The sequence below is a fragment of the Vibrio sp. Vb1980 genome, assembly GCF_033338615.1.
Taxonomy (GTDB): domain Bacteria; phylum Pseudomonadota; class Gammaproteobacteria; order Enterobacterales; family Vibrionaceae; genus Vibrio; species Vibrio alginolyticus.
In genome coordinates, this window is sequence record NZ_JAWOSZ010000003.1 from 169698 (window position 1) to 193803 (window position 24106).

Here is a 24106-nt window from a genome sequence, read left to right on the forward strand (position 1 = left end):
CGGCTATATGAAACGATAATTAACCACTAAATACTTTGTATATTTTCATTTTTATTCTGAATAAAAATGAATCACTAATGTTGTACATTGACTTTATATGTTTTTCATATTTTTCATATGGTATTGATTCATTTTTTAGCTTTCTTAAATATTTAATAGCTGTTTTGTAAAAACTATACTTAAGTTTGTTACTGCCTTTCATAGTAGAATATGCAGAGTCAATGATTTTCACAAAATTATTTTGGTAATTAACATCATTAACTTTACTATTCATTATAGAATTTTGTCTAATTCTGTAAAATATGACATTGTCACAGATAGAGTATATTCTTAATTTTTTAGTAAATACCTGCCAATAAAACTCTTCATCCTCATGAATTAATCCGGGTACGAACCATATATTGTCAAGCACTTCTTTTCGATATAATTTATTCCAAACTACGAACTCTAAGGAGAAAAATTTTTTGTCCAAATCTAATTTCCCTATAATTCTTCTCTTTCGATAGTCTTCATATCTTTTATCTTCTTGATAAAACTTAGTTACTCTTCCTGAAACAATATCGTATCCAGTAGAATGCAACAATAATTTCTCAATTGCATCTTTTTCTAACCAGTCGTCTGAGTCTAGAAAAAACAAAAAATCTCCACGAGAGTTTTTTATCCCTGTATTCCTCGCTGCTGATAGCCCTTGGTTAGTTTGCTCTATGACTTTTATTCGAGGATCCTCATCTCGATATTGCTTAGCAATGTTTATGCTATTGTCTTGAGAGCCATCAATAATAGCAATTATTTCTATATTTCTATATGTTTGTTGTACAGCAGAATCTAGACATTCAGGTAAATACTCTTCTACATTATATATAGGAACTATAATACTGACTAATGGATTGTTATTACTCATTTTTTATTCTCAAGGTTATATAGAAAATCAGAAAGTTGCTCGTATAACCTAAATATTTCTATATAGAGCTTATTCCATGAGGTGATACCAGATTTATCTTTTCGAGAACTGCCTATTGTTGAGGGAATATCGGCTCTTTTGACAATATCTGGTCTTAAAACATACGTGGATACACCATGTTTATACGGTTTTTCCATGTAGTCATCTACAGGTTCTATAAACTGAGTTGCGTTTTTTATGAATTTCGAAGCAGCATGTGGAGTTAGAATATATCCCATAATGCCGCATGTGCGTTTGTTGAAGCGTACAATATTAAGTTTGTTATTAACTGAAGATATGACTTTAAATGATTTAGGCTTGGTTGCAGCAAGTTTTAGAAAGTCGTATTGTTCCGCTAATGTGTCGAAATGTGAAAACACGTCAAAAAACTCAGGTAATAAGTCGCAGTTATCTTCTAGAACCAGTATTGGTTCGTTTAGCTCCAAGCACTTTTCCCAGGCTAGGTGGTGACTAGAGAAGCAAGCAATTTCGTTCTCAACTAGCCTATAGCCAAATCGTTTTCGAGTAAGATCATCATTGCTACGTTCAGAGTATAGAAAGTTTGGCGCAGAGGAATCTATCGCTTCTATAAATTCGAATGGTATGTTGGCTTTGTTGAGTGCATTTTCCATACGAACTCTTCTATCAACTGAGCGTTTCATGTTAATAACAAAAACTTTCATTTTATACTCTCAATACATCTAATTGTCTTAGTTAGCGCACCAACATTATCTTTGACAAAGCTAAGGAGGTTTTCTTGAACGATACTTTTTGCTAACGCACCTTGAAACATAGCTTCAACCTTTAGACTCATATCGTTAGGTGACTCAATCAGTTTGATAACTTTCTTATGAAGCATCTTAACAACCAGATCTTGGAAGTTGTAATAGCTTGGTCCCGTGATTACTGGTACTCCCAGTGCTGCGGGCTCTAGCACATTATGCCCACCGACTTTATCTCCAACTAGGCTACCGCCCATAAAGCAGATGTCCGCTGCGCCCATCAACGTTAGCATCTCACCCATTGTATCGCCGAGATATACTTGAGTATTCGTCTTTACTGCATGCGTTGAAGTACGACGCACAGTGTTAAAGCCTTGCTGTTGGCAAAGCGTGAATACATCATCAAATCGTTCCGGATGGCGAGGAACCAAAATAAGTAATGCATTTGGATGAGATTTTAAAACTTGTCTATGTGCATCTAATACCTGTTCGTCCTCGCCTTTGTGGGTGCTAGCTGCAATCCAAATTGGACGATCCTTTCCAAGCTGGGCTCGAAGCTGCTGTCCTTGCTGTTTCACTTGCTCTGATATTTGAATATCGAACTTAATCGAGCCAGTAACGGATAGTTTCTTTTTCTCAACGCCTAAGCGTTCGAAGCGCTCTGCATCTGAATCCGTTTGGCAGAGTACTTGAGTTAGGCATGGATGAAGCTGGTTAAAAAGCCGCTGTATTTTGGCGTAGTTCTGACACGATTTTTCAGATAGGCGCGCATTCACGACAGTTATAGGGATACCCGCTTTGTGAACATTGTGAAGCGTGTTTGGCCACAGCTCAGTCTCAATGATCAACATCTGTTTTGGTTGCACTGCTTTAAGAAAGCCTTTGATAGCAAACCCAAAGTCAATTGGCATATAGCGGTGTTCAATTAAATCACCCAACTTAGCAATCTGTTCAGCTCCGGTACTTGTTGTTGTAGTAACTAGAATAGATTGTTCGGGGTTTTGTTCCTTAAGGGCTTTAATTAAAGGTGTTGCTGCTATGCTTTCACCAACAGATACGGCATGTATCCAAATAGGTTTGTCGTTGCTTTTTAGCTTGGGAGTGATACCAAAGTGCTCTTTCCAGCGAGAGCCGAACTTAGGCTTATTTGGTTTGCTCTTGTACAAACCAAATAAAAGCAGCGGTGACGCTAGAGCGAGTAGTAAGGTATAAACAATACGAACTAACATGAGCTTATCGTAATGGCGTCAAGTTTTTGGATACTATCTAGCACTTGCTTAGGCGAAAGTTCTGTCAAGCACTTAAGGTGTTTGTACTGACATTCACGCTGGAAACAAGGGCGACAATCAATATCGGTATGAACAATCTCCACTTTTTCTGCGAGTGGGGGTGTGTACTTCGGTGAAGTTGAGCCATACACTGCAACAACATTACAACCAACCGCAGCTGCCACATGCATTAAGCCTGAGTCATTCGCGACAACAGTCTTACATGCAGCAAGTAAGTCGACCGCTTCAATTAAGCTGGTTTGGCCTGCTAGAACGTGAATGCCCTCATGGAATTGCGTCGGAACAAGTGCGCGGATATTGTTACAAGTCTCTAAGTCTTTTTGAGAACCAAACAACCAGATTTGATGCCCAGATCGAGCCATTTGCGTCGCAACTTCAGCGTAGTGTGTTTCGGGCCATTTTTTTGCGGGACCAAACTCTGCTCCTGGGCATAGTCCGATAATTGGTTGGTCTTGGGCTAAGTTGAACTTTTTGATCGTGGCTTGTTGCTCTGCCGCGTTGATTGCAAGGCGTGGGCGAGGCAAGGTTTCAAGCCCGCCGAGAGAGTTAGAATCCACCATTTCTGCTTTTGGATAAGCTAACGCTACATAGCGCTCTACCATGTACTGAAAAGACTTCATGTTAGGGCGTAAGTCGTTCAATAAACCATAGCGCATTTCTCCCTTCCAGCCAGTACGAAGAGGAATGTTGGCAAACCATGGGATCAGTGCCGATTTCGCTGATTTAGGCAAGATATAGGCGTGGTCATATTGCTTTTCACGTAATGATTTGCCAATTTCCCTGCGGCCTAATAAGTTAAACTCACCATGACCGATAGGCATTTCAATCGCTTGATGGATTTCTGGCATACGCTCAAGAATCGGTTTACACCATCCTGGAGCGATAACGTCAATTTGGCTATCTGGATGGCGTTGTTTTAATACGATATATAACGATTGCGACATTACCATATCGCCGACCCACGCAGGGCCAATAATTAAAATCTTTTTCATTTATTTACTTGCCAATCAGTATCATATCTAGGCTTGAAGATATTGTAATAGTTATTGCCGTCTTCTTGAGAGTGCAGCAACTGTAGTACCCACATATATTGTTCGGGTTTATCACCGACAAAATATTCAATGGCTTCATTACAGGTACGAGCGTCTTGCTCTTCGCCTTTATCCAGCTCAAACACTGGTAAAATCTCAATATCAAACGTACCATCTTCAGTGTTCATCGACGCAAATAGAGGTAGTACTTTTGAGCGTGATAGTTTCGCAATTTTGCCTAAACCAGGTAGCGTTGCTTTACGTGTTGCAAAAAAATCCACAAACACACTATGCTCTGGGCCGTGATCTTGATCGGGTAGGTAATACCCTACATAGCCATCTCGAATGGATTTCAGGAAAGGCTTAATGCCACCTGAGCGTTCATAAACACGGCCACCGTATTGGACTCTTTGCTTGTGCATTAGCCAGTCAGCAACATCATTCTTTTGTTTCTTCGCCATTGCAGAAACTGGCATTCCCATTGACGCGAGCAAGATAGCAGGCACATCAATTGCCCAAGAGTGGGGAACCATTAAAATTACATTTTCGTTGCTATCAATGTGCTGTCGTAAAATGTCTAGGCCGCGAATTTGGCAACGGTTCTGAAGCCATTTTGGTGAGCGTAAACTTAGTAACCCGAAGCGAAAAAAGAACATGACCGCTGTGTAGAGTGTTTTTTCTATCAAAGCTTCACGTTCTTGGAACGATTTTTCCGGAAAACACAGCTCAAAGTTAACCCTCGCTCGATGAGCTGGACCTTTGTGGGATTTAGACAGTTTTTTGGCTATGGTTTTCGCCAACCACTTTTGTAAACCCAGTGGCATTAATGATAACGGTAAAAATAAGATAACACCTAACCACGTGCCCCAGTACTTAGGCGACAAAAAGTGGCGCTTAAACTCAGGGTTATATGCTTTGGGGTCGAAGTCATCACGTTTTATGGTCATGGCGTGTCTAGTTACCTATTCGTGTACGGGCGAAGTGGTTTAAATGAGAAAAAGATAGTTAGGAATGATACAGGCTATTGCACTTGAGTAAAGGTGGCAGGTTATGGTTCTACCACCTTGTGGTGCTTAACTGTTTTGGATAGTTAAGTATTCAGCAACGCCTTCTGCAACTGTCTTGAATTCAACATCACAACCTGCGGTGCGCAGTTTGGTCAGATCCGCTTGTGTGAATTCTTGGTAAGCGCCTTTTAGGTGCTCAGGGAATGGGATGGTTTCAATTTGGCCTTTGCCATGATGCTTGATAACTGCTTTTGCTACCTCTTCAAAAGATTCAGCACGGCCAGTACCACAGTTAAAAATGCCTGATACGCCGTTTTCTAAGAACCACAGGTTTACTTTACATACATCACCAACGTAAACGAAGTCGCGTTTGAATGATTCGCTGCCCGTGAACAATTTAGGATTTTCACCTGCGTTAAGTTGGTTGTTTAGGTGGAACGCAACTGATGCCATGCTACCTTTATGGTCTTCACGTGGGCCATATACGTTGAAGTAGCGAAAGCCGGTGATTTGAGAAAGGGTCTCACCATGTTCTTCAGCGTCTTGCCATAGGCGACGAACGTAGTTATCAAACTGCTGTTTCGAGTAACCGTATACATTCAGTGCACCTTCGTATTCGCGTTCTTCAACGAAAGTATCTGTATCGCCGTAAGTGGCTGCTGAAGAAGCGTATAGGAATGGAATCTCGCGATCTAAACAGTAATGAAGCAGCTCTTTAGAGTACTCGTAGTTGTTTAGCATCATGTACTTACCATCCCACTCAGTCGTTGCAGAGCAAGCACCTTCGTGGAAAATTGCCTCAATCGGACCAAAATCATCGCCCGCCATAATTTGGGTCAGAAAGTCGTCACGATCCATGTAATCTGTGATGTCCAGATCAACTAAGTTCTTAAACTTTTTGCCATTTTTTAGGTTGTCGACAACCAGGATATCGTTAATACCAGCTTCGTTTAGTGTTTTAACAATGTTGCTGCCGATCATGCCAGCGCCACCAGTTACGATGATCATAGAACTTCCACCATAGATTAAAATTTTCTCAGGAATTCTAGCAAGAAACGAAAAGTAGCGCTATTGGAAGCAGGAAGATAGGTTTGAGTCTTCTATGACTCAGTATCTAGATATGAAAAAGGGAGCCGCAGCTCCCTTGATTACTTTATTATTCCACATCCGAACGGTTAGGCCTTTGATACCAAGGATTTCGCTCGTCGGTCAACTCAATCAAGCTGTATTTACGTCCGAGTTTCTGTCCTCCGTCACGAGTAAGAGGCTGCCAACTAAAGTTCGCACGATTGTTGCTTGGCTTAACGGTCATGATGTCAAATGGAATCGACAAGTAGAAACCTTTGGTAAAGCTACCTTCACCAAATTCATCCGCAGACAAGTCTGTAAATGACGCAAAGGCACCAGCAATTACGCCACTCTTGAACTGCTTAGAAACATTGATTTGTGTACCAACATCACCAGCTAGGAACTGACCAACATCGACTTGGATCATCAAATCTTGTAGGAATTCCCATTGAGGGTAGTAGTAACCAGATACAAAACCAGTGAAGCCTTTATCAATAACTTGGAACGGACGTCCATATTCTGGCACGTTTTGCCATTTCTCATCGTAAACACCGAAGTAACTTTGTGGATCACGTTGAGAAATTACGTTGACGTCAGCGCCAATCGCCCAGTTAGCTCCTTGTGGACGGTAAAGAAACTCGGTACCGACTCCAGCAAACATACTCTCCAGATAGCCCGCGTAGAATTGCTGATCCATCGTATCGGAATACTCTTGGAACCAAGTCAATTGTAAGTTTGACATGGTTACAGCATGTTCATTTTGGTAAGCGCGGAACATGGTGCGAACACGAGGAACGGTAGTACCATCAGGTGGAGTGACATAGTTAAACTTATCGTAGTTGTTATACCAATCCCAGTATAACGAGCCGCCAATTTCAAGGTTGTCCGTCAGCCAGTATGAGGCATTACCGCTTAGTCCTACACTAAAGAGGTAGAAGTCTTCTGCGTTACCGAGAGTTTGAACAAGCTTCGGTGCAAAACCCCAATCAAAACGTTCAAAACCATCATAGACAGATTCTCCACTTGGCTTATTGCTAGCTTTTGCGGTTGCGTCTTCTATTTTGGGGTTGATGTAATTAACTTGGGCAAAGTCGCGATATTTCTCCTTGGAAATAATCGTTTGTTCGCCGACTAAGCCTCGGCTACGTTCATTGATCGCATAGGTATCAATATCGTCAGGCATTTCATTATGGAGTACAGCTGCCGCTTTTTCGTGTGCCTCTGTACGGTCACGATATTTTTTCTGCTCACCAACGACAGTTACTGTATTGTTATCAACATAAACACGCGTGTTTCGGTAACCAGCAATTTTGTCTAAATCTTCTGTTACATGTTCCCAATCAACATCAGACAGTTCTTCAGGCTGGCTATCTTCGAATTCTGGTGTTGGTGTGTCTCGCCAGAATGATGGCATGTCATTGAAATTAGTGTTTAGCGTTAAGCCCGCGACCAACGTGTCTCCGCGTTCGTAACTTAAACGAAAATCGGCCATGCCTAGACGGTAGAGGACACCAAAGTTCCATGGTGTATGTGGAGTCATGTCTACGCCACCGCTCACCACAGGGAATTCTTCGCTGTAATCGTTACTGTCGTACTCAAGCTTAAAGCGAAGAGGGGCGTGTAATGTCTGATATTCAACACCACCAAACAATGCTGCTGCTCCCTTGAACACACGGTCAAAGTTGGTTGTCCCACCCGTTTCTAAAAAATCGGCAGGACGTTCACAAAATCGCTCTGATAGCTTACAAGCCGGATTAGAAATATTGTCACGAGTGCCTAGCGAACCCCAGCCCATACCTAAGGTAAGATCAAAGGTACCTAACTTTCGATTGGAGTATCGCTTGGTTGCCGCTATGTATTCTCCATCGAACAAGCCAGTGCCCGCAAAATCTCTCACTCCAAGCGAAAGTTCGGGAAGGTATTCTGATTCGTTCAGTAAACGAATTTTGAAGTCAATGCCTTTATCAGTATAGTTAGTATCATCGGAGAAACTCGGGTCACTACTATAAAGTAAATCTCGAACAGAAGTATAACGAATGGTTGTTTCTAGCCAAGGCATGAGTTGTAGAGTGATGTTGTAAAAAAGGTACTCATCACTACCGGTAACAGAAAAGTTGAATTCCCCTTCAGGAGCCATACGTCCTGTTGGCATTTGCATTAAACCAACGCCACCGAAGTCTGTTTGGGATGGTCGTAAAGGAGGAGCCTCAAACGGCATCTCTTGAGCCCAAACCAATGCTGGGCCCATTAAAGCAAGAGTTAAGCTTTTTCTAATTGGCATCATTGTGGTCTCTTTGCGGAATTTGGTATCAGTTGAGTGAGTAGGCGGACAATATCTTGGTCCATTTCGGAGTATTCAAGATCACCAAACGGGACATATACCAATGTCAGAGGTGGTAAATAATATTGTGTTGTTAACCAAGCTCCGTGATGCGGTTTAACTACATGACCATCTGGGTAGATCAACACTGGCGGTGTTGATAACGTACCAATGTTACTTTTCAAACTCTCTATTTGTCTCTGCAAAGGGATGCCTGCCTGGTCCTTAACGGAATACACGCTATTTAGGTTTCCCAAGTAATACACTTTCTCCTCGCGTAGAGGGCTTGCGAGCACGTAATTGCCGCGCAACAGTGGGTTGTCGAATTTATTTAGTCGAATTTTATCAACATCGATCGCGGACAGTAAGCGTGGAGCAAAGCTTTGCTTCTTAATGAATTTGTAGAATGGGTGTGCAACCAAATTGTGTTGAATCATTTGATTGAGTACCGAGTTCTTTAAAGCGGTAGAGGTTTTCTCGGCACGATCCGATTTGTCAAACAAAGTCGTACCAAGAGAGTATTGCAGAGAGGCGCTTTGCTCCTTAGCAAGTTCTAACACACTTTCTAAACGAGCTGAACTTTGGAATTGTAGCTGTTTGCCTACGTCCAGCAACTCAACATTTAATGGCTGTGTAGTAGAGGTTTCTGTTTGAGCTAAACTATATGAGCTCAAAAGTGGCATGACCAAACAGAATAATGTGATTAGTCGCTTGCTCATGATTTGCGATACCCCTTCAAAATGGTCAACTCAACCGGAATCATATTAGGTCCTAAATATTGTAAGGTTTTAACAACCTGACCTAGTTCATCAACCCAATAAATATTCTCGACACTGTGGGAAAGACTACTAAACTCAACAGTTTCTTTATATACATTGGTCGTCGCGCTAGACATTGGTGTCGTCAACGTTTCTTGACCAGAGTAAGAACGAGTCACACTTGCTGGAAAGCCATAACGATATTGTGTCGCCCAGTCGTATGAAAGTGCGTAGTTGACAGAGGCTGAATCAGAAGAAAAATCTGGCACATCACCATAAACACCCGCTAAGTCCCCATTCTGTAGACCTATCGTTTTGACGATATGCCCATTCTCCGTAACGATCATAGCTTTGTCAGCACTTACCCATTTTAGTTGTGTTTTTCCATTGAGAGGGTTTTTCTCTGCAAAAGCTAAAACAACAAAGACCTGTTTTTGATTCCCAAGTCTCAAATAGGCACTGGCATAAGGAACGGCATTTATTTCTTCTGGGGTCATCTCTACATCGATGTAGTTACCGTAAGCTTCTTGGACGGTTGCTGAAACATCATTGAATTTCTGTGTGCAGCCAAAGAGCAAACCTAGTAGCGGAAGAGTGAGGAGTGGTTGTATCCATTTGGACGTTCTGAAGATGTTCATTGATCCCTCTTGCAAATAAAATCGCCCTGAATCATTCAGGGCGATTATCTTCTGTCTACAAAACGAAATTAGTTAGTAGAAGTAGAAGTAGAAGTAGAAGTAGATGTTGAAGTAGATGTTGAATCGCTATCTGACGCTGCAACTGCTACTACAGTTACTGCTGCTGCCGCACCTACTGCTACAGCTGTTGTGCCTGTTGCAGATGCAGAAGCTGCGCCTGCTGAACCTGCTTCTTCTGCTGCAAATGCAGTTGATGCGCTTAGAGCCATAAGAATAGCTAGAGCTGTATTCTTCATTATTAATCCTTGTATATCCGGTATAAAAACATCGATGTTTGGTAGCATAAAAAATGCTCCAAATTATATTCTAGATAAAAAAGCCTTAGCATGTAAATAGTTTCTTATTTTGCTATGGCTTACGATCTCATTTCTAACACCAGCGTGACATTGTGCGGTTATCTTGCTCCCTTGCTTGCTGATAAACTATCAAGAGTGCATAATTTGTCGGCCTATTTCCTCCAGGACTAGAGGTTTGGAGTCAATAGGTCGTTTTTACTTACACCATATAGAAAGCGATACAGTGGCTTACGCTCAACGCCTCAGGGCGGTAGCGTACCAACTCTTCAGTATTTAATGGCCTGCATAGCACGCTTAACTTTGCTTTGGCAGTCCATATTATTACCAGTACTAGGAACTTTTTACGTGATAAGAAAGCAGCATTGTTTAGGAATACTTAGTGCACTGGGCTTAAGCCTGAGTTCTTTTTCAGCGTCAGCCGATTTTTATGCTGGTGCGTTAGTGAGCTACTCAAATGCAGAACTGAAAAGCTCGTCTTCTGAGTCCGTAAAAGAGGGGAGTCCTTTTCTTCTTAGTGCGCAAGCTGGTTATTTCTTTAATGACTATATTGGCTTAGAAGGGCGTTATGGGACATCAGTTCAACGTGACAGCGGTCTTGCCGTTGATAGCGTTTTGAGCGGCTTTGTTAAGTTGAATATGCCAGTTTCAGAGCGAGTTGCACTTTATGGTTTAGCTGGGTATTCAAGCGTTCAGCTCGATCTACAAAATGTAGGTTCTCACAAAGAACAAGGATTTAGTTTTGGGTTAGGTATGCACTACGCTTTAAACAACCAAAGCGCGGTGATATTTGAGTTCGTTGATAACGTCTCTGAAGACCAAGTTCGCCTTAACTCGATTACACTGGGTTTTCAGCACCGATTCTAATTTAAATACCTAGAGCTCAAACTTGGGGCTAGGGTCTTTTATTCAATTATTATAGTGACATACCATGTTTAAAGGATATTTCTCTATTGCCGCTTTTATATTGGCAAGTACGTTTGCGTCTTATTCGATGGCACAAACACCCACTCCAGAACAAATAAAAATGTTTCAAAATCTACCCGCCGACCAACAACAGGCCTTGGCGAGTAAATATGGTTTCTCCATTCCTTCTAGTTCATCTTCAAACAAGTCTCCTTACGAAAACCCGCAAGTAATCAAACCTAGGGCTGAATCTAGTGGTGCTGTATCTTCCAATATAGAGGAACAATGGCTCAAAAAAGACGAGAAGGAAGAGCTTAAACGCTTTGGTTTAGATCTTTTTGCTGGTTCTCCAAGCACGTTTGCTCCGATCAGTGATGTTCCTGTACCGGCAAATTACACTGTGGGGGCTGGTGATGAAATCATTGTGCAGTTGTTTGGTAAGGAGAACGAGACACATCGCTTACGTGTAAATCGCGCAGGCACAATCAACTTCCCCTCACTTGGGCCGGTAAATGTTGCTGGCATGCACTTTTCTGATGTTCGAGACTCTCTTACACAACGTGTAAAAGAACAAATGATTGGTGTGCGCAGTGATATTTCATTGGGTGAATTGCGCACAATGCAAGTGTTTGTAATGGGTGATGCATATAAGCCAGGTGCCTACACGGTTAGCGCATTAACGACAATTTCACAAGCTATTTATTACAGCGGCGGTTTTGGTGAAAGTGGGGCGCTGAGAGATATCCAGCTAAAGCGTGATGGTAAAATCATTCGTAAGTTGGATATGTATGACCTGTTATTAAAAGGTGATGCAAGTAATGATGTGCGCTTACTACCGGATGATGTTGTTTTAATTGGTTCTGTTAACGATACAGTGTCTATCGAAGGCGAGATCAACCGTCCGGCAATTTATGAAGTCAAGGCAGGTGAAACTTACCAGCAACTTATTCAGATGGCTGGTGGTTTTACTGCGAATGCTCATGCCGAGCAGTTGGAGATAAAACGCTACGCTTCACATGGCGCTCGTGAGGCTTTGACGCTTGATTTCAATAAAACGCAAGATCGACAGAGTAAAGTTAAAAATGGAGACGCCATCAAGATCTTGAAAAAAAGCGAAGAGCTTACTCGTTACGTGCAGATAGAGGGAGATGTTCGTCATCCTGGCTATGTGGAATGGCGCAATGGCCTTCGTGTTGCCGATCTTTTCAAATCTGTTGACTCAGCTTTTAATTCTACAGCTGATGTTAACTATGCGGTTGTGGTAAGAGAGATTAATCCACAGCGTGATATTGAGGTGTTCCAACTAAGCTTAGCCAACGCGATTCTATCACCAGGTAGCCAAGACAACCTTAAGTTACACTCACGAGATCGTATATTGGTTTTCAACCGCTTTAATAACGAAGATTTGGATACATTGGCAACACAAGAGGCTGTTTCAAAAGCAAAAACATTGGAGCAAGCGCAAGAGCAAGCTGAGCTGGAACAACAGAAAGAGCAAGAAGTGATGAGCTCTTCTGTTGCCGTTTCGCATTCAGAAAACGGTATGCTGAACAACCAGAACGCCACAGAGCAGGCGAAACCTGCTAAAATCATTTTCCGTGGTAAAGAGATTACAGAGGAAGATTTTGAAAAGCTGAAGCAAAATACTCGTCGCACTTTACTTGCCCCAGTGTTGTTACAACTTCAGCAACAGTCTCGTTTGGGACTAGCCCCTCAAATTGCTGAAGTCTTTGGTGAAGTGAAGCACCCAGGACGCTACCCGATCACTCCAAGAATGACGGTATCAACGCTTATTGAAGCTGCTGGTGGTTTGACTTACAACGCATTCACAATTAATGCAGAACTAGCGCGAACCGCGATTAATAGTGCGGATGAGCGTGCGTATATTGATGTTGAACGCATTGATTTACGTAAAGCAATACAAGGCAGTGCTTCAGACGATGCAATTATCGTAGGCCGAGATCGTTTGAACATCCTCGAAAAGCCAAATGTGAAGCTACAAAGCACAGTCACTTTACAAGGTGAAGTTCGCTTCCCTGGAACCTATACCGTGCGCCAAGGTGAAACCTTAAGTGAGTTATTGGACCGAGCGGGCGGCCTAACCGAATTTGCTCACCCTCAAGGAGCAATATTTACGCGTGAAGCATTACGCTTACAAGAGCAGAAGCTCTTAAATCAATACGCCGCAGATATGCGAAAAGAAACAGCGAAGAAGACGTTTCGAGCAGATAGTAATATAGGTTCTGTAATTTCAGACCCAGAGAAAACGTTAGCGTTTGTAGAGGAAGCAAGTCGCAGCAAAGCACTTGGCCGTATGGTGGTACAGTTAAACCGTATCTTAAAAGGTGAGCGTTCAGCAGACTTTATGCTAGAAGATGGAGACTTCCTCTTTGTGCCGACCTTCCGCAACACAGTCTCAATTATGGGTGAAGTTCAGGTTCCAATTACTTACTTGTTGGACAACAAACTTGATGTCGATGACTATCTTAACAAAGCCGGTGGTGCCAAGAAGCAAGCGGACGAAGACCGTATCTTTGTAGTACGAGCTGATGGTTCAGTTTACAAACCATCCTCTGGTTATTGGTTTGGAAATAACACAGAAGAACTAAAAGCTGGTGATACGATCGTAGTCCCAATTGATACAGACTACCGTGATGCATTAAGCACCTGGACTGCTGCTACACAGATCCTTTACCAAACGGGTGTTGCGATTAATGCACTTAGATAATTTGTGCTCTTTTAATTGGTCTTAAGGTGATTTTTATGTCTATGCAAGAACCGCAGGTTAACTTCAATAATGATGAAGTTTCACTGAAAGAGTTATTGTCGGTACTGTGGAAAGGCAAAGTGACTATTATCGGCTTTTTAGTTATTTTTGCGATAGCCTCAGTTGCTTACTCCTTATCTTTACCAAACATATACAGAGCAGATGCCCTATTGGCTCCATCCGAGATGAGTTCCGCATCTGGGTTTGGCAATGTTTCCGGACAATTGGGAAGTATTGCGGCTTTAGCAGGGGTAAATTTAGGTGCTGGTGAATCTAGTCAAAGTGGTTTGGCTGTTCAAGTTATACAGTCCCGAAATTTCGTAAATATGTTCATTACTAAGCATGGATTACTCGTTCCTTTAATGGCGAGTACAGGCTGGAACTTAGGAGATAATGAGCTTGTTATCGATCCTGAAGTTTATGACATCCAATCGCAAACATGGCTGCGACCAGCGGACGGAATGCGAGGAGCTGAGCCTACTGCCCAAGAAGCATATGAAGTGTTCATTAAAAGGGTACTAAGCGTTTCACTAAATGAAGATACTGGGCTTTACAACTTATCAGTAAGCCACTTTTCTCCTTTTATTGCTAAGCAATGGGTAGACTGGTTGATAGAAGACATTAATGACGTCATGAGAGATAGAGCGATATCTGATGCGACAAATAATCTTAATTATTTACATGCTCAGTTAGAGAAAACTTCTATTTCAGAAATGCAGACAACCTTCTATAGCTTAATTGAAGAACAGACTAAAAGTTTAATGCTTGCTCAGGCACAAGACGAGTTTGTCTTTAAAGTTGTTGATCCTGCTGTCGCGCCAGAGCTTAAATCTGGACCTAAAAGAGCAATTATGTGTGTTTTAGGTACTTTACTGGGAGGAATGCTTGGTGTGGCTATTGTATTAATAAGGTTGTCATTTTTTAAGAAGAATAAGTCGATTGAGTCTTAAGCTCATTGAATTTTATAACTTAGGGATTATTGATCTTGACCATGAAAAAAAAGGTTCTTACGGTATTTGGTACTCGACCAGAAGCAATAAAGATGGCGCCTCTAGTTCATGCTTTAGCTTCCGACGAACGATTTGAAGCAAAGTGCTGTGTGACAGCCCAACATCGAGAGATGCTGGACCAAGTCCTTGAGCTATTTGAGATAAAACCAGATTATGACCTTAACTTAATGAGAGTAGGTCAGTCACTTAATGACGTGACTGCACGGATCTTATTGGAATTAAAACCAGTATTACATGAGTTTAAACCTGATGTTGTTTTAGTCCATGGTGATACTGCAACTACATTTGCAGCTAGCCTTGCTGCATATTACGAACAAATTTCAGTTGGTCATGTAGAAGCAGGTTTAAGGACAGGCAACATCTACTCTCCTTGGCCTGAGGAAGCAAATAGAAAGTTGACGGGAGCATTAACGCAATATCACTTTGCGCCAACAGAAACATCCCAAAATAACTTGTTACAAGAGAATTTCGATAAAAAGAATATCTCTGTGACGGGGAACACGGTTATCGATGCACTATTGATGATTAAAGATAAAATTGATCATGATAAGTCTCTTCATCAGCAGTTATCGGAGCAATTCCCATTCCTTTGTGAAGATAAAAAGTTAGTACTCGTTACAGGTCACAGAAGAGAGAGTTTTGGTGGCGGCTTTGAGCGTATTTGCGAGGCTCTAGCTTTGACAGCGCAAAAACATCCAGAAGTTCAAATTGTTTATCCTATGCATTTGAATCCGAATGTACGAGAGCCCGTTAATCGAATTCTTGCGGGCATCAACAATGTGCATTTGATCGAGCCTCAACAATACTTACCGTTTATCTACTTAATGAATAGAGCGCACATCATACTTACTGATTCGGGTGGCATTCAAGAAGAAGCGCCTTCTCTAGGTAAACCGGTATTAGTAATGAGAGACACTACAGAGCGCCCAGAAGCTATAGAAGCTGGCACCGTTAAGTTGGTTGGTACTGACATAGACCGAATCGTTGTTGGTTTAACGACGCTGCTTCAGGATGAACAAGCATACAAAGAAATGAGCTTTGCACATAACCCTTATGGGGATGGAAAAGCATGTCAACGAATTCTAGATGTTCTAGCAAAATAATTTAATTTAACGAGAAGTATATATGTCTTTTGAAACAGTATCAGTTGTAGGTTTGGGCTACATTGGTTTGCCAACAGCAGCAATGTTCGCATCACGCAAAAAAAAAGTTATTGGTGTTGATGTTAACCAACATGCTGTTGACACTATCAATCAAGGTAAAATCCATATCGTTGAGCCTGAGCTTGATATGATCGTAAATGCCGCAGTTAAAGAAGGTTACCTAAAAGCGGTGATAACTCCAGAAGCGGCTGATGCTTTTCTTATAGCTGTTCCAACCCCCTTCTTACCTTGCAAAGTAGGTGAAGTCCCAGCTCCTGACCTTTCTTACATTGAAGCTGCGAGTAAAGCAATTGCTCCTGTCTTAAAGAAGGGAGATCTAGTTATCCTAGAATCGACTTCACCAGTAGGAGCTACTGAGCAGATGGCAGATTGGCTAGCTCAGGCACGTTCAGACCTTACTTTCCCTCAAACTCATGGCGAAAACGCGGACATTAACATTGCACATTGCCCGGAGCGTGTGTTGCCAGGTCATGTCGTTCGAGAACTGGTTGAAAATGATCGTGTAATTGGCGGCCTTACACCTAAATGTTCGCAACGATCAGTTGAGTTGTACCAAACATTTGTTCAAGGCGAATGTGTTATTACTAATGCGCGCACTGCTGAAATGGCAAAGTTGACTGAAAACAGCTCTCGTGACGTTCAGATTGCATTTGCAAATGAGCTTTCTGTTATTTGTGACAAGTTAGAAATTAATGTCTGGGAGCTAATTGCACTAGCAAACCGTCATCCACGCGTGAACATCCTTCAACCTGGTCCGGGTGTTGGTGGACATTGTATCGCCGTAGACCCTTGGTTTATCGTTTCAAAAACGCCGGAAGAAGCTCAGATTATTCATACTGCACGTAAAGTGAATGACAGCAAGCCTAGTTGGGTTGTCAATAAAACAAAAATGGCAATTGCGGATTTCTTGCAAGAGAATGCTGATAAAACAGCCAAAGAGATTACAATTGCATGTTATGGTTTAGCCTTTAAACCTGATATCGATGATTTACGTGAAAGCCCTGCAATGCAGATCGTAAAAGAAATAGCTTCTTTTCACACTGGGAACGTAATTGCTGTTGAACCTAATATTCACCAGTTACCAAGTTCATTGGAGCACGTTGAACTTCAGAGTTTTGACTTTGCAAAGTCGACTGCTGATATTCATATAATGCTCGTTGATCACACAGAATTTAAAGAACAATCTATTAGTTCAGACTTTTTAATTGATACTAAGGGTATCTGGTAATGCGAATTCTTGTGACAGGTGGAGCCGGTTTTATCGGTTCCGCTGTAATTAGGCATATAATTACTAATACTAATGATAGCGTTGTTAATATTGATAAACTGACATACGCAGGCAATTTAGAGTCGCTAACGGAAGTCTCAAGTAGCGATCGCTATTCATTTGAAAGAGTCGATATTTGTGACAGAGAAGAGCTAGAAAGGGTTTTCAAGCAACATAACCCTGATTTAGTAATGCATCTTGCTGCAGAGTCCCATGTAGATCGTTCCATTGATGGTCCATCCGCGTTCATAGAGACGAATATCATTGGTACCTATACCATGTTGGAAGTGAGTAGAAATTATTGGGAACAGCTTGATGAAGAGAGAAAAAAAATTTTTCGTTTCCATCATATATCAACTGACGAAGTTTATGGGGATTTAGAAGGTACTTCCGATTTATTCACAGAAACGACTTCTTATTCTCCAAGTAGCCCTTATTCTGCTTCAAAGGCTTCGAGTGACCATCTAGTAAGAGCATGGGCTCGAACTTATCAATTTCCTACAGTCGTTACAAACTGTTCCAATAACTATGGGCCATATCACTTTCCTGAAAAGCTTATACCTTTAGTTATATTAAATGCACTGGAAGGAAAAGCTCTACCTATTTATGGCGATGGTCAACAAATAAGAGACTGGCTGTTTGTAGAGGATCATGCACGTGCTTTGTATCTTGTGGCAACAAAAGGGGTTCTTGGAGAAACATACAATATCGGTGGACACAACGAGAAAACGAATCTTGAAGTAGTGACGACGATTTGTCGAATACTCGACAAATTAAAACCAAATAAACTCCAAAATATCAAAAATTATGAAGATCTCATTACATTCGTTGCCGATCGTCCTGGGCATGACCAGAGGTATGCAATTGATGCGAGTAAAATTGAGAAAGAGTTAGGTTGGACACCAAATGAATCATTTGAGAGTGGGATTAAGAAAACTGTTGAGTGGTACTTAGAAAATACAAACTGGTGGCAACGTGTTTTAGATGGTTCTTATAATCTAGAACGTTTAGGTGTAGGAAAACAATGAAAGGAATAATCTTAGCTGGAGGTTCTGGCACACGTCTTTACCCAATTACGAAAGGTATTTCTAAGCAGTTGATTCCAGTGTATGACAAACCGATGATATATTATCCATTATCAGTTTTAATGCTCGCTGGTATCAAAGATATTTTGGTGATAACTACACCTGAAGACTTACCAAACTTTGAACGCCTACTTGGTAATGGCTCTGCATTTGGAATTAATCTTAGTTATGCAGTACAGCCAAGTCCTGACGGTTTAGCCCAAGCATTTATTATTGGGGAAGATTTTATAGGTAAAGACTCGGTTTGCCTTGTCTTAGGTGATAACATCTTTTACGGCCCAGGTTTTTCAAAAAAACTAAAAGACTCTGTCAATAAAAAGATGGGAGCGACTGTTTTTGGGTACCAAGTTAAAGACCCTGAACGTTTTGGTGTTGTTGAGTTTGATGAAGACTTTAATGCTAAATCAATAGAAGAAAAACCAAAGAACCCTAAGTCAAACTATGCAGTGACTGGATTATATTTTTATGACAACAGGGTTATAGAGTTTGCAAAATCAATTCAGCCATCGGAGAGAGGTGAACTAGAAATTACGTCTATTAATCAGAAGTATCTAGAAAACAATGAACTACAGGTTGAGTTGCTAGGGCGAGGATTTGCTTGGTTAGACACTGGTACACACGATAGTTTATTAGAAGCTTCTCATTTTGTGGAAACAGTAGAAAAAAGACAAGGTTATAAAATAGCATGTTTGGAAGAGATTGCTTTTTATAACGGATGGCTGAGTGAAAATGAAGTTCGCGAAATTGCCACATCCATGAAGAAAAATGGTTATGGCCGTTATTTATTAGATATTATTAGTTAAGATATGAAGAAAATTATTCACCTATGTCATGAAGAAAAGTTTCTTCCCGCTTTTATTGAGCTTGTTCGGAGCAATTTTCCAAATGAACAGCACCATTTTGTGGTCATGAAGCAAGGGAATGGTTTCGATATAGGTGAATTCTCAAATGTCACTTATGTTGAGGAAAGAGAGCAGAAACTAAGCAATAGGCTTTTCTTGATTATAAAACTTATAAAAATTATTAATAACTTTGACAAAGTTATTTTCCATAGTCTCTTTAAAGTCCAGTATATCCAGCTTTTATTTTTATTAAAGAAAGAAAGTCTTGAAAAAATATGGGTCGTTTGGGGAGGAGACTTATATCAACAGATAGATAAAAGTTCTAATAGCATTAATAACAAGGTTTTCTCAATAGCGGTGTCCAATCTAAATGGGTGTATAACTCAAATAGGGGGCGACAAGTTACTTGTTGAAAAAACGTTCAATTGTAAGCTAAAGCATTACAGCTCATTCTTCTATCCTTCGAATGTGGTGAAAAAAACTGACATTAAATCTAAAGCGTATTGCGATAAATTGACTATCCTCTTGGGGAATTCAGCGTGTAAAAATAACAATCATTTAGAAATGATTGAAAAAATTAGCTTTATAAAAAATAGAGAAGTAGAAGTTATTTGTCCTCTTTCATATGGTGATACAACATATGCACAGTCAGTTATCAATGCTGGAAAAGCAGCTTTTGGGGATAAATTTCATCCTTTAACAACATTTTTGTCTAAGGTTGAGTATGAAGAGGTTTTAGCAAAAGTAGATGTGGCAATTTTTGCACATGACCGGCAGCAGGCTTTCGGTAACATAATTGTTTTGCTAGAAATGGGTAAGAAAGTCTATTTAAAGAATAAGACCACTCATTATAAAACGTTAAAAAGCATTGGTTTTAATATCTATTCCATAGAAGACATGGAAATATCAAAACTTAGTGATGAAGAAGCGAAAGAAAATAAAGATAAAGCGGTGAGGAACTTTTCGATTACTAATTTAAATTCTCAATTGGAAGAAATATTTAATGGCTAAGATTAAAGTTATTATCTACGGTCTCGGTGATTTTGCAAAATTTTGTTTAGAGGAATTTGAAGGTAGTGGGCTTTATGAGGTTATTGCTTTCACTGCTGATCACTCATTCATTAAAGAAAATGAGTTCTGTAATAAAAAAGTGTATGCTTTCGAGGATATTCAAGCTCATTTCCCTCCTGAAACGTATAAAATGTTTGTCGCGGTAGGTTACTCTAAAATGAGAAATAGAGTAATCATGTATAAAAAAGCAAAAGAAAAGCAGTACCAGTTAATTAACTACATTTCTGAAAATTCTGATGTTTCACGAAGTGTGCTCCTTGGCGATAACAATTTAATACTGAACAGCGTTATATTAGAGCAACATTGTCATATCGGATCTAATAACATCATTTGGAGTAGAGCCACACTATGCCATGATTCCATAGTTGGTGATCATAACTTTATAGCGTCAGGTGTTATTGTAGGGGGGAGAACGGAGATTAAATCTAATTGTTTTTTTGGTTTTAGCTCTACGTTATTACAAGATTTAATTATTGAAGATGAAACGTTAGTAGGAGCTAAGTCCTTAGTTCAAAATAACTCAAAAAAATATGAAAAACTGATAGGCATTCCAGCTCAAGTGATTAGCTATCATGAAGAGGATGGGATCGTAATAGATTAAGGTAATCTCAGTGTATAAAAATAAAGTTGCAATCCTTCAGCCAAATTATATTCCTTGGAAAGGTGTATTCGATCTCATCGACAGAGTCAATACTTTCGTATTTTATGATGACGTTGATTATACAAAGCAAGATTGGAGAACCAGAAATAAGGTTAAAACTGCTAATGGTAGTGTCTGGCTTACAATTCCAGTAAAAAAGGCGCCATTAGGAACTAAGATTAATGATATAAAAATCGATAACTCTAAAAACTGGAAGAAAAAACACTATCAAACAATTACTCAATCATATAAGAAGGCTCCTTATTTTGATGAATACAGTTATCTAATCGAGAAAATTTATAATGAAATTGATAGTGATAATTTGTCTGAATTCAATATAAATACAACTATTTTATTATCTGAAGCTCTTGGGATTAACGCTAACTTTGTAAAATCATCAGATCTCCGTAATGAAGGTCTAAAAGGGATGAGGCTGATTAATATCTGTAAGCAGTTAGAAGGAGATTATTACCTTTCCGGACCTGCTGCTAGAGATTATATAGTAGAAAAAGAGTTTGAGGACGCTAATATAAAATTGGATTATATTGATTATTCTTATCCGGAATACCCTCAAAGTTTTGGTGAATTTGATCACCATCTTTCTGTACTTGACCTTATTTTTAACTGCGGACCCAACGCATTAGAGTTTATAAGAAAAAATGGATGATATTAAAATGATTCCTTTCAATCGCCCACCAGTTCTTGGCACGGAGTTTACCTATCTCGAGCAAGCTATGCTTAATAAAAAACTTTGTGGCGATGGAGAGTTCACAAAAAAATGTACATCTTGGTTTGACAAGCGATTTGTTAGCTCGAGAACGTTGTTAGTTAATAACTGCACTCAAGCTTTAGAAATGGCGGCGATCCTAATAGATATACAACCTGGCGACGAAGTTATAATGCCAAGTTACACATTTGTGAGTACAGCGAATGCATTTGTGCTTCGAGGTGCAAAGATTGTCTTCGTTGATATAAAACCTGATACGATGAATATCGATGAATCATTGATTGAAGGTGCTATTACCGATAAAACTAAAGCTATTGTTCCTGTTCACTACGCAGGAGTTGCGTGTGAAATGGATACAATAATGGCTATTGCTGAACGACATAATCTATTTGTTATAGAAGATGCAGCACAAGGCGTTATGTCCAACTACAAAGGTAAACCTCTTGGTACAATTGGTCATTTCGGTGCTTTTAGTTTTCATGAAACTAAAAACTATACCAGTGGAGGTGAAGGCGGTCTACTGATTGTCAACGACCGAAACTTTTTTGAACGCGCCGAGATAATCAGAGAAAAAGGGACAAATCGTAGCCTATTCTTTAAAGGGGTTGTTGATAAATACACATGGGTAGATGTTGGGAGTAGCTTTTTACCAAGTGAACTACAAGCAGCTTACCTATATGCACAGTTAGAAAGTGCAGAATCAATAAATTCAACTCGTTTAAAGTTGTGGGACGTTTACCATAACAGTTTTGAGCATTTGAAAGAAGTGGAACGCCCTTCTATCCCTCAAGGTGCAGTTCATAATGCACATATGTATTACTTAAAAACGCAAGACCTACAGACGAGAGATTCGCTAATAGACTTTCTTAAAATTCATGGTGTGCAAGCTGCATTTCACTATATACCTCTCCATTCTTCTCCTGCCGGTAAAAACTGTGGTGAATTTCAAGGTATAGATCAGTTTACTACTATAGAGAGTGAACGTTTATTGAGGTTACCATTGTATTTGGATTTATCTGAAAATGAGCAAAACAAGGTTATTAAACTCGTTCAAGAATTTTTTGCTAAATGAATATAAAGGATAAGGCTATTCGTGGGGTCAAATGGACCTCACTGTCATCAATTACTGTAGCTTTGTGTCAAATAGTTCAGCTTGCAATTTTGGCTCGCTACATAGAACCACAAGGGTTGGGGTTAATAGCCATATCAACGGTTGTGATTGGGTTTTGCAATCTATTCATGGATATGGGAATTTCTAATGCAGTTATACATAAAAGAGAAGTTACAAAAGAGCAGTTTTCTTGTTTATTTACATTAAACATTATATTTGGTGTTTTCTTAACGTTATTGGTTTATTTCTCTTCAAACATAATAAGTTTGTTTTTTAATGAACCTGCTCTATCAAACATACTAGGCATACTTGCAATAACGTTTTTTATATCTTCAGTCGGAAACTTGCATAGAGCTATTCTACAAAAAGAATTACGTTTCAACACGCTAGCTAAAATAGAAATATTCTCTACTGTATCATCATTTATTCTTACGATAGTTTTGGTTCTTCTTAATTACGATATCTATAGTATAGTTTATGGTGCAATCCTTAAGGTTTTATTACAAAATGTTATTATCTTCTTTAAAGAAAGAGCATTATTTAAGCCTGAGATAAAGTTTTCTTTTCATGAAGTTAGAGATTTTCTTTCTTTTGGGATGTTTCAGTTGGGAGAAAGAAGTATTAACTATTTTTCTTCCCAGTTTGATACCATTATCATCGGTAAGTTACTTGGAGCTGAAGTCCTAGGTGTATATAGTGTTGTAAAACAACTCTGTCAAAAACCATTTCAAATACTAAATCCGGTAATCAATAGAGTCTCGTTTCCTGTTTTAGCCAAATTTCAAGATGATAAACGTCAACTCTCTGATATATTCATAAAAGTTATAAGATTGGTCACAATATCAATAATTCCTGTTTACTCAATTTTGGCTCTGTCTTCTTATGAAATACTAGAGATATATCTTGGTCCCGGATGGGGGGAGCATAAGTCTTTGCTTGTTGGACTGTGTGTAGTAAATGCACTAAATGTCTTTGGTAACCCAGTTGGTTCGTTACAATTAGCTAAAGGTAGAGCTGATTTAGGCTTTTACATGAATTTATTAATGAGTTTGATATTATTGCCTTCATTGTATATTTCTTCTCATTATAGCTTAATCTTAGTTGTTATAACGATAATTTTTATAAAGCTAATTTCAATTCTTCCTATATGGAGATTTGTTATCTTACCGCTATCAGGGATCCGTTTTAGTAAATATGTTTCGCCACTCATTTCTGCACTTGCAGTTAATGTCGGTTTGGTTCTTTTGTTGTATTTCTCTTTCGGAAATATGGATATTGAAGTTTATTACTTAGTGATAGTTAAATCAGCATTATTGTTGTTGTTATTATTTGTATTTTATATTTCATTCTATCCGGATGTACGAAGTAAATTAATTAAACGTGGTAAATGA

Annotated in this window: 22 protein-coding genes; 12 read left to right on the top strand and 10 right to left on the bottom strand. The window is 39.8% G+C overall.

Annotation, left to right across the window (positions count from 1 at the left end; translation table 11 throughout):
- Positions 1–19: 19 nt before the first annotated feature.
- The 10 genes from R7F64_RS07180 to R7F64_RS07225 all read right to left on the bottom strand — a co-directional run bounded on the left by R7F64_RS07180 (position 20) and on the right by R7F64_RS07225 (position 10069).
- A complete protein-coding gene (locus R7F64_RS07180) occupies positions 20–901 on the bottom strand; it encodes a glycosyltransferase family 2 protein (RefSeq protein WP_047103797.1) in 882 nt (293 codons plus the stop codon).
- Positions 898–1623, bottom strand: a complete 726-nt coding sequence (locus R7F64_RS07185) for a glycosyltransferase family 25 protein (RefSeq protein ID WP_005384794.1) — start codon at positions 1621–1623, stop codon at positions 898–900. The genes R7F64_RS07180 and R7F64_RS07185 overlap by 4 nt, the downstream gene beginning before the upstream one ends.
- Positions 1620–2891: a lipid IV(A) 3-deoxy-D-manno-octulosonic acid transferase gene (gene waaA / locus R7F64_RS07190; RefSeq protein WP_047103799.1), complete on the bottom strand. Its 1272-nt coding sequence runs from the start codon at positions 2889–2891 to the stop codon at positions 1620–1622. Before waaA ends, R7F64_RS07185 begins: the two co-directional genes overlap by 4 nt.
- On the bottom strand, positions 2885–3943 hold the full coding sequence (waaF, locus tag R7F64_RS07195; protein WP_047103801.1) for a lipopolysaccharide heptosyltransferase II: 1059 nt from the start codon (positions 3941–3943) through the stop codon (positions 2885–2887). The genes waaA and waaF overlap by 7 nt, the downstream gene beginning before the upstream one ends.
- Positions 3940–4929, bottom strand: a complete 990-nt coding sequence (gene lpxM / locus R7F64_RS07200; RefSeq protein ID WP_318071565.1) for a lauroyl-Kdo(2)-lipid IV(A) myristoyltransferase — start codon at positions 4927–4929, stop codon at positions 3940–3942. Before lpxM ends, waaF begins: the two co-directional genes overlap by 4 nt.
- A gap of 126 nt (positions 4930–5055) precedes the next feature.
- Entirely contained in the window at positions 5056–5997 is a 942-nt protein-coding gene (rfaD, locus tag R7F64_RS07205) for an ADP-glyceromanno-heptose 6-epimerase (protein WP_318071566.1), read from the bottom strand.
- 148 nt (positions 5998–6145) lie between these two features.
- Complete coding sequence (locus tag R7F64_RS07210; protein ID WP_318071567.1) at positions 6146–8341, bottom strand: YjbH domain-containing protein; 2196 nt, start codon at positions 8339–8341, stop codon at positions 6146–6148.
- A complete protein-coding gene (locus R7F64_RS07215; RefSeq protein WP_318071568.1) occupies positions 8338–9096 on the bottom strand; it encodes a YjbG polysaccharide synthesis-related protein in 759 nt (252 codons plus the stop codon). Before R7F64_RS07215 ends, R7F64_RS07210 begins: the two co-directional genes overlap by 4 nt.
- Positions 9093–9773 (bottom strand): YjbF family lipoprotein, encoded by a 681-nt coding sequence (locus tag R7F64_RS07220; protein ID WP_047103810.1) that lies wholly within the window; start codon positions 9771–9773, stop codon positions 9093–9095. Before R7F64_RS07220 ends, R7F64_RS07215 begins: the two co-directional genes overlap by 4 nt.
- A gap of 68 nt (positions 9774–9841) precedes the next feature.
- The gene (locus tag R7F64_RS07225; protein WP_025499292.1) at positions 9842–10069 is read right to left on the bottom strand and encodes a hypothetical protein; all 228 of its coding nucleotides are present in this window, start codon (positions 10067–10069) and stop codon (positions 9842–9844) included.
- A 405-nt stretch (positions 10070–10474) separates the two neighbouring features.
- Between R7F64_RS07225 and R7F64_RS07230 the strand changes: the two genes are divergently transcribed.
- The 12 genes from R7F64_RS07230 to R7F64_RS07285 all read left to right on the top strand — a co-directional run bounded on the left by R7F64_RS07230 (position 10475) and on the right by R7F64_RS07285 (position 24106).
- On the top strand, positions 10475–10993 hold the full coding sequence (locus R7F64_RS07230) for an outer membrane beta-barrel protein (protein WP_047103814.1): 519 nt from the start codon (positions 10475–10477) through the stop codon (positions 10991–10993).
- Positions 10994–11057: 64 nt separating this feature from the next.
- A complete protein-coding gene (locus tag R7F64_RS07235; protein WP_256900478.1) occupies positions 11058–13760 on the top strand; it encodes an SLBB domain-containing protein in 2703 nt (900 codons plus the stop codon).
- Between the two features lie 35 nt (positions 13761–13795).
- Positions 13796–14749, top strand: coding sequence for a Wzz/FepE/Etk N-terminal domain-containing protein (locus R7F64_RS07240; protein ID WP_256900477.1), 954 nt, complete (start codon positions 13796–13798; stop codon positions 14747–14749).
- Positions 14750–14790: 41 nt separating this feature from the next.
- Positions 14791–15912 (top strand): non-hydrolyzing UDP-N-acetylglucosamine 2-epimerase, encoded by a 1122-nt coding sequence (gene wecB / locus R7F64_RS07245; RefSeq protein WP_256900476.1) that lies wholly within the window; start codon positions 14791–14793, stop codon positions 15910–15912.
- 22 nt (positions 15913–15934) lie between these two features.
- Positions 15935–17200 (top strand): UDP-N-acetyl-D-mannosamine dehydrogenase, encoded by a 1266-nt coding sequence (gene wecC, locus R7F64_RS07250; protein ID WP_171344428.1) that lies wholly within the window; start codon positions 15935–15937, stop codon positions 17198–17200.
- Positions 17200–18267, top strand: coding sequence for a dTDP-glucose 4,6-dehydratase (rfbB, locus tag R7F64_RS07255; protein WP_256900475.1), 1068 nt, complete (start codon positions 17200–17202; stop codon positions 18265–18267). Before wecC ends, rfbB begins: the two co-directional genes overlap by 1 nt.
- Positions 18264–19127 carry a glucose-1-phosphate thymidylyltransferase RfbA gene (gene rfbA, locus R7F64_RS07260; RefSeq protein WP_256900474.1) on the top strand — a complete coding sequence of 288 codons (864 nt, stop codon included), beginning with the start codon at positions 18264–18266 and terminating at the stop codon, positions 19125–19127. The genes rfbB and rfbA overlap by 4 nt, the downstream gene beginning before the upstream one ends.
- Positions 19128–19130: 3 nt before the next feature.
- Positions 19131–20177, top strand: coding sequence for a TDP-N-acetylfucosamine:lipid II N-acetylfucosaminyltransferase (locus tag R7F64_RS07265; protein WP_256900473.1), 1047 nt, complete (start codon positions 19131–19133; stop codon positions 20175–20177).
- Positions 20170–20838 (top strand): hypothetical protein, encoded by a 669-nt coding sequence (locus tag R7F64_RS07270; RefSeq protein WP_256900472.1) that lies wholly within the window; start codon positions 20170–20172, stop codon positions 20836–20838. Before R7F64_RS07265 ends, R7F64_RS07270 begins: the two co-directional genes overlap by 8 nt.
- A 10-nt stretch (positions 20839–20848) precedes the next feature.
- Positions 20849–21544 carry a WbqC family protein gene (locus tag R7F64_RS07275; RefSeq protein WP_318071569.1) on the top strand — a complete coding sequence of 232 codons (696 nt, stop codon included), beginning with the start codon at positions 20849–20851 and terminating at the stop codon, positions 21542–21544.
- A 7-nt stretch (positions 21545–21551) separates the two neighbouring features.
- Complete coding sequence (gene rffA / locus R7F64_RS07280) at positions 21552–22676, top strand: dTDP-4-amino-4,6-dideoxygalactose transaminase (RefSeq protein ID WP_047103892.1); 1125 nt, start codon at positions 21552–21554, stop codon at positions 22674–22676.
- The gene (locus R7F64_RS07285) at positions 22673–24106 is read left to right on the top strand and encodes an MOP flippase family protein (RefSeq protein WP_047103830.1); all 1434 of its coding nucleotides are present in this window, start codon (positions 22673–22675) and stop codon (positions 24104–24106) included. Before rffA ends, R7F64_RS07285 begins: the two co-directional genes overlap by 4 nt.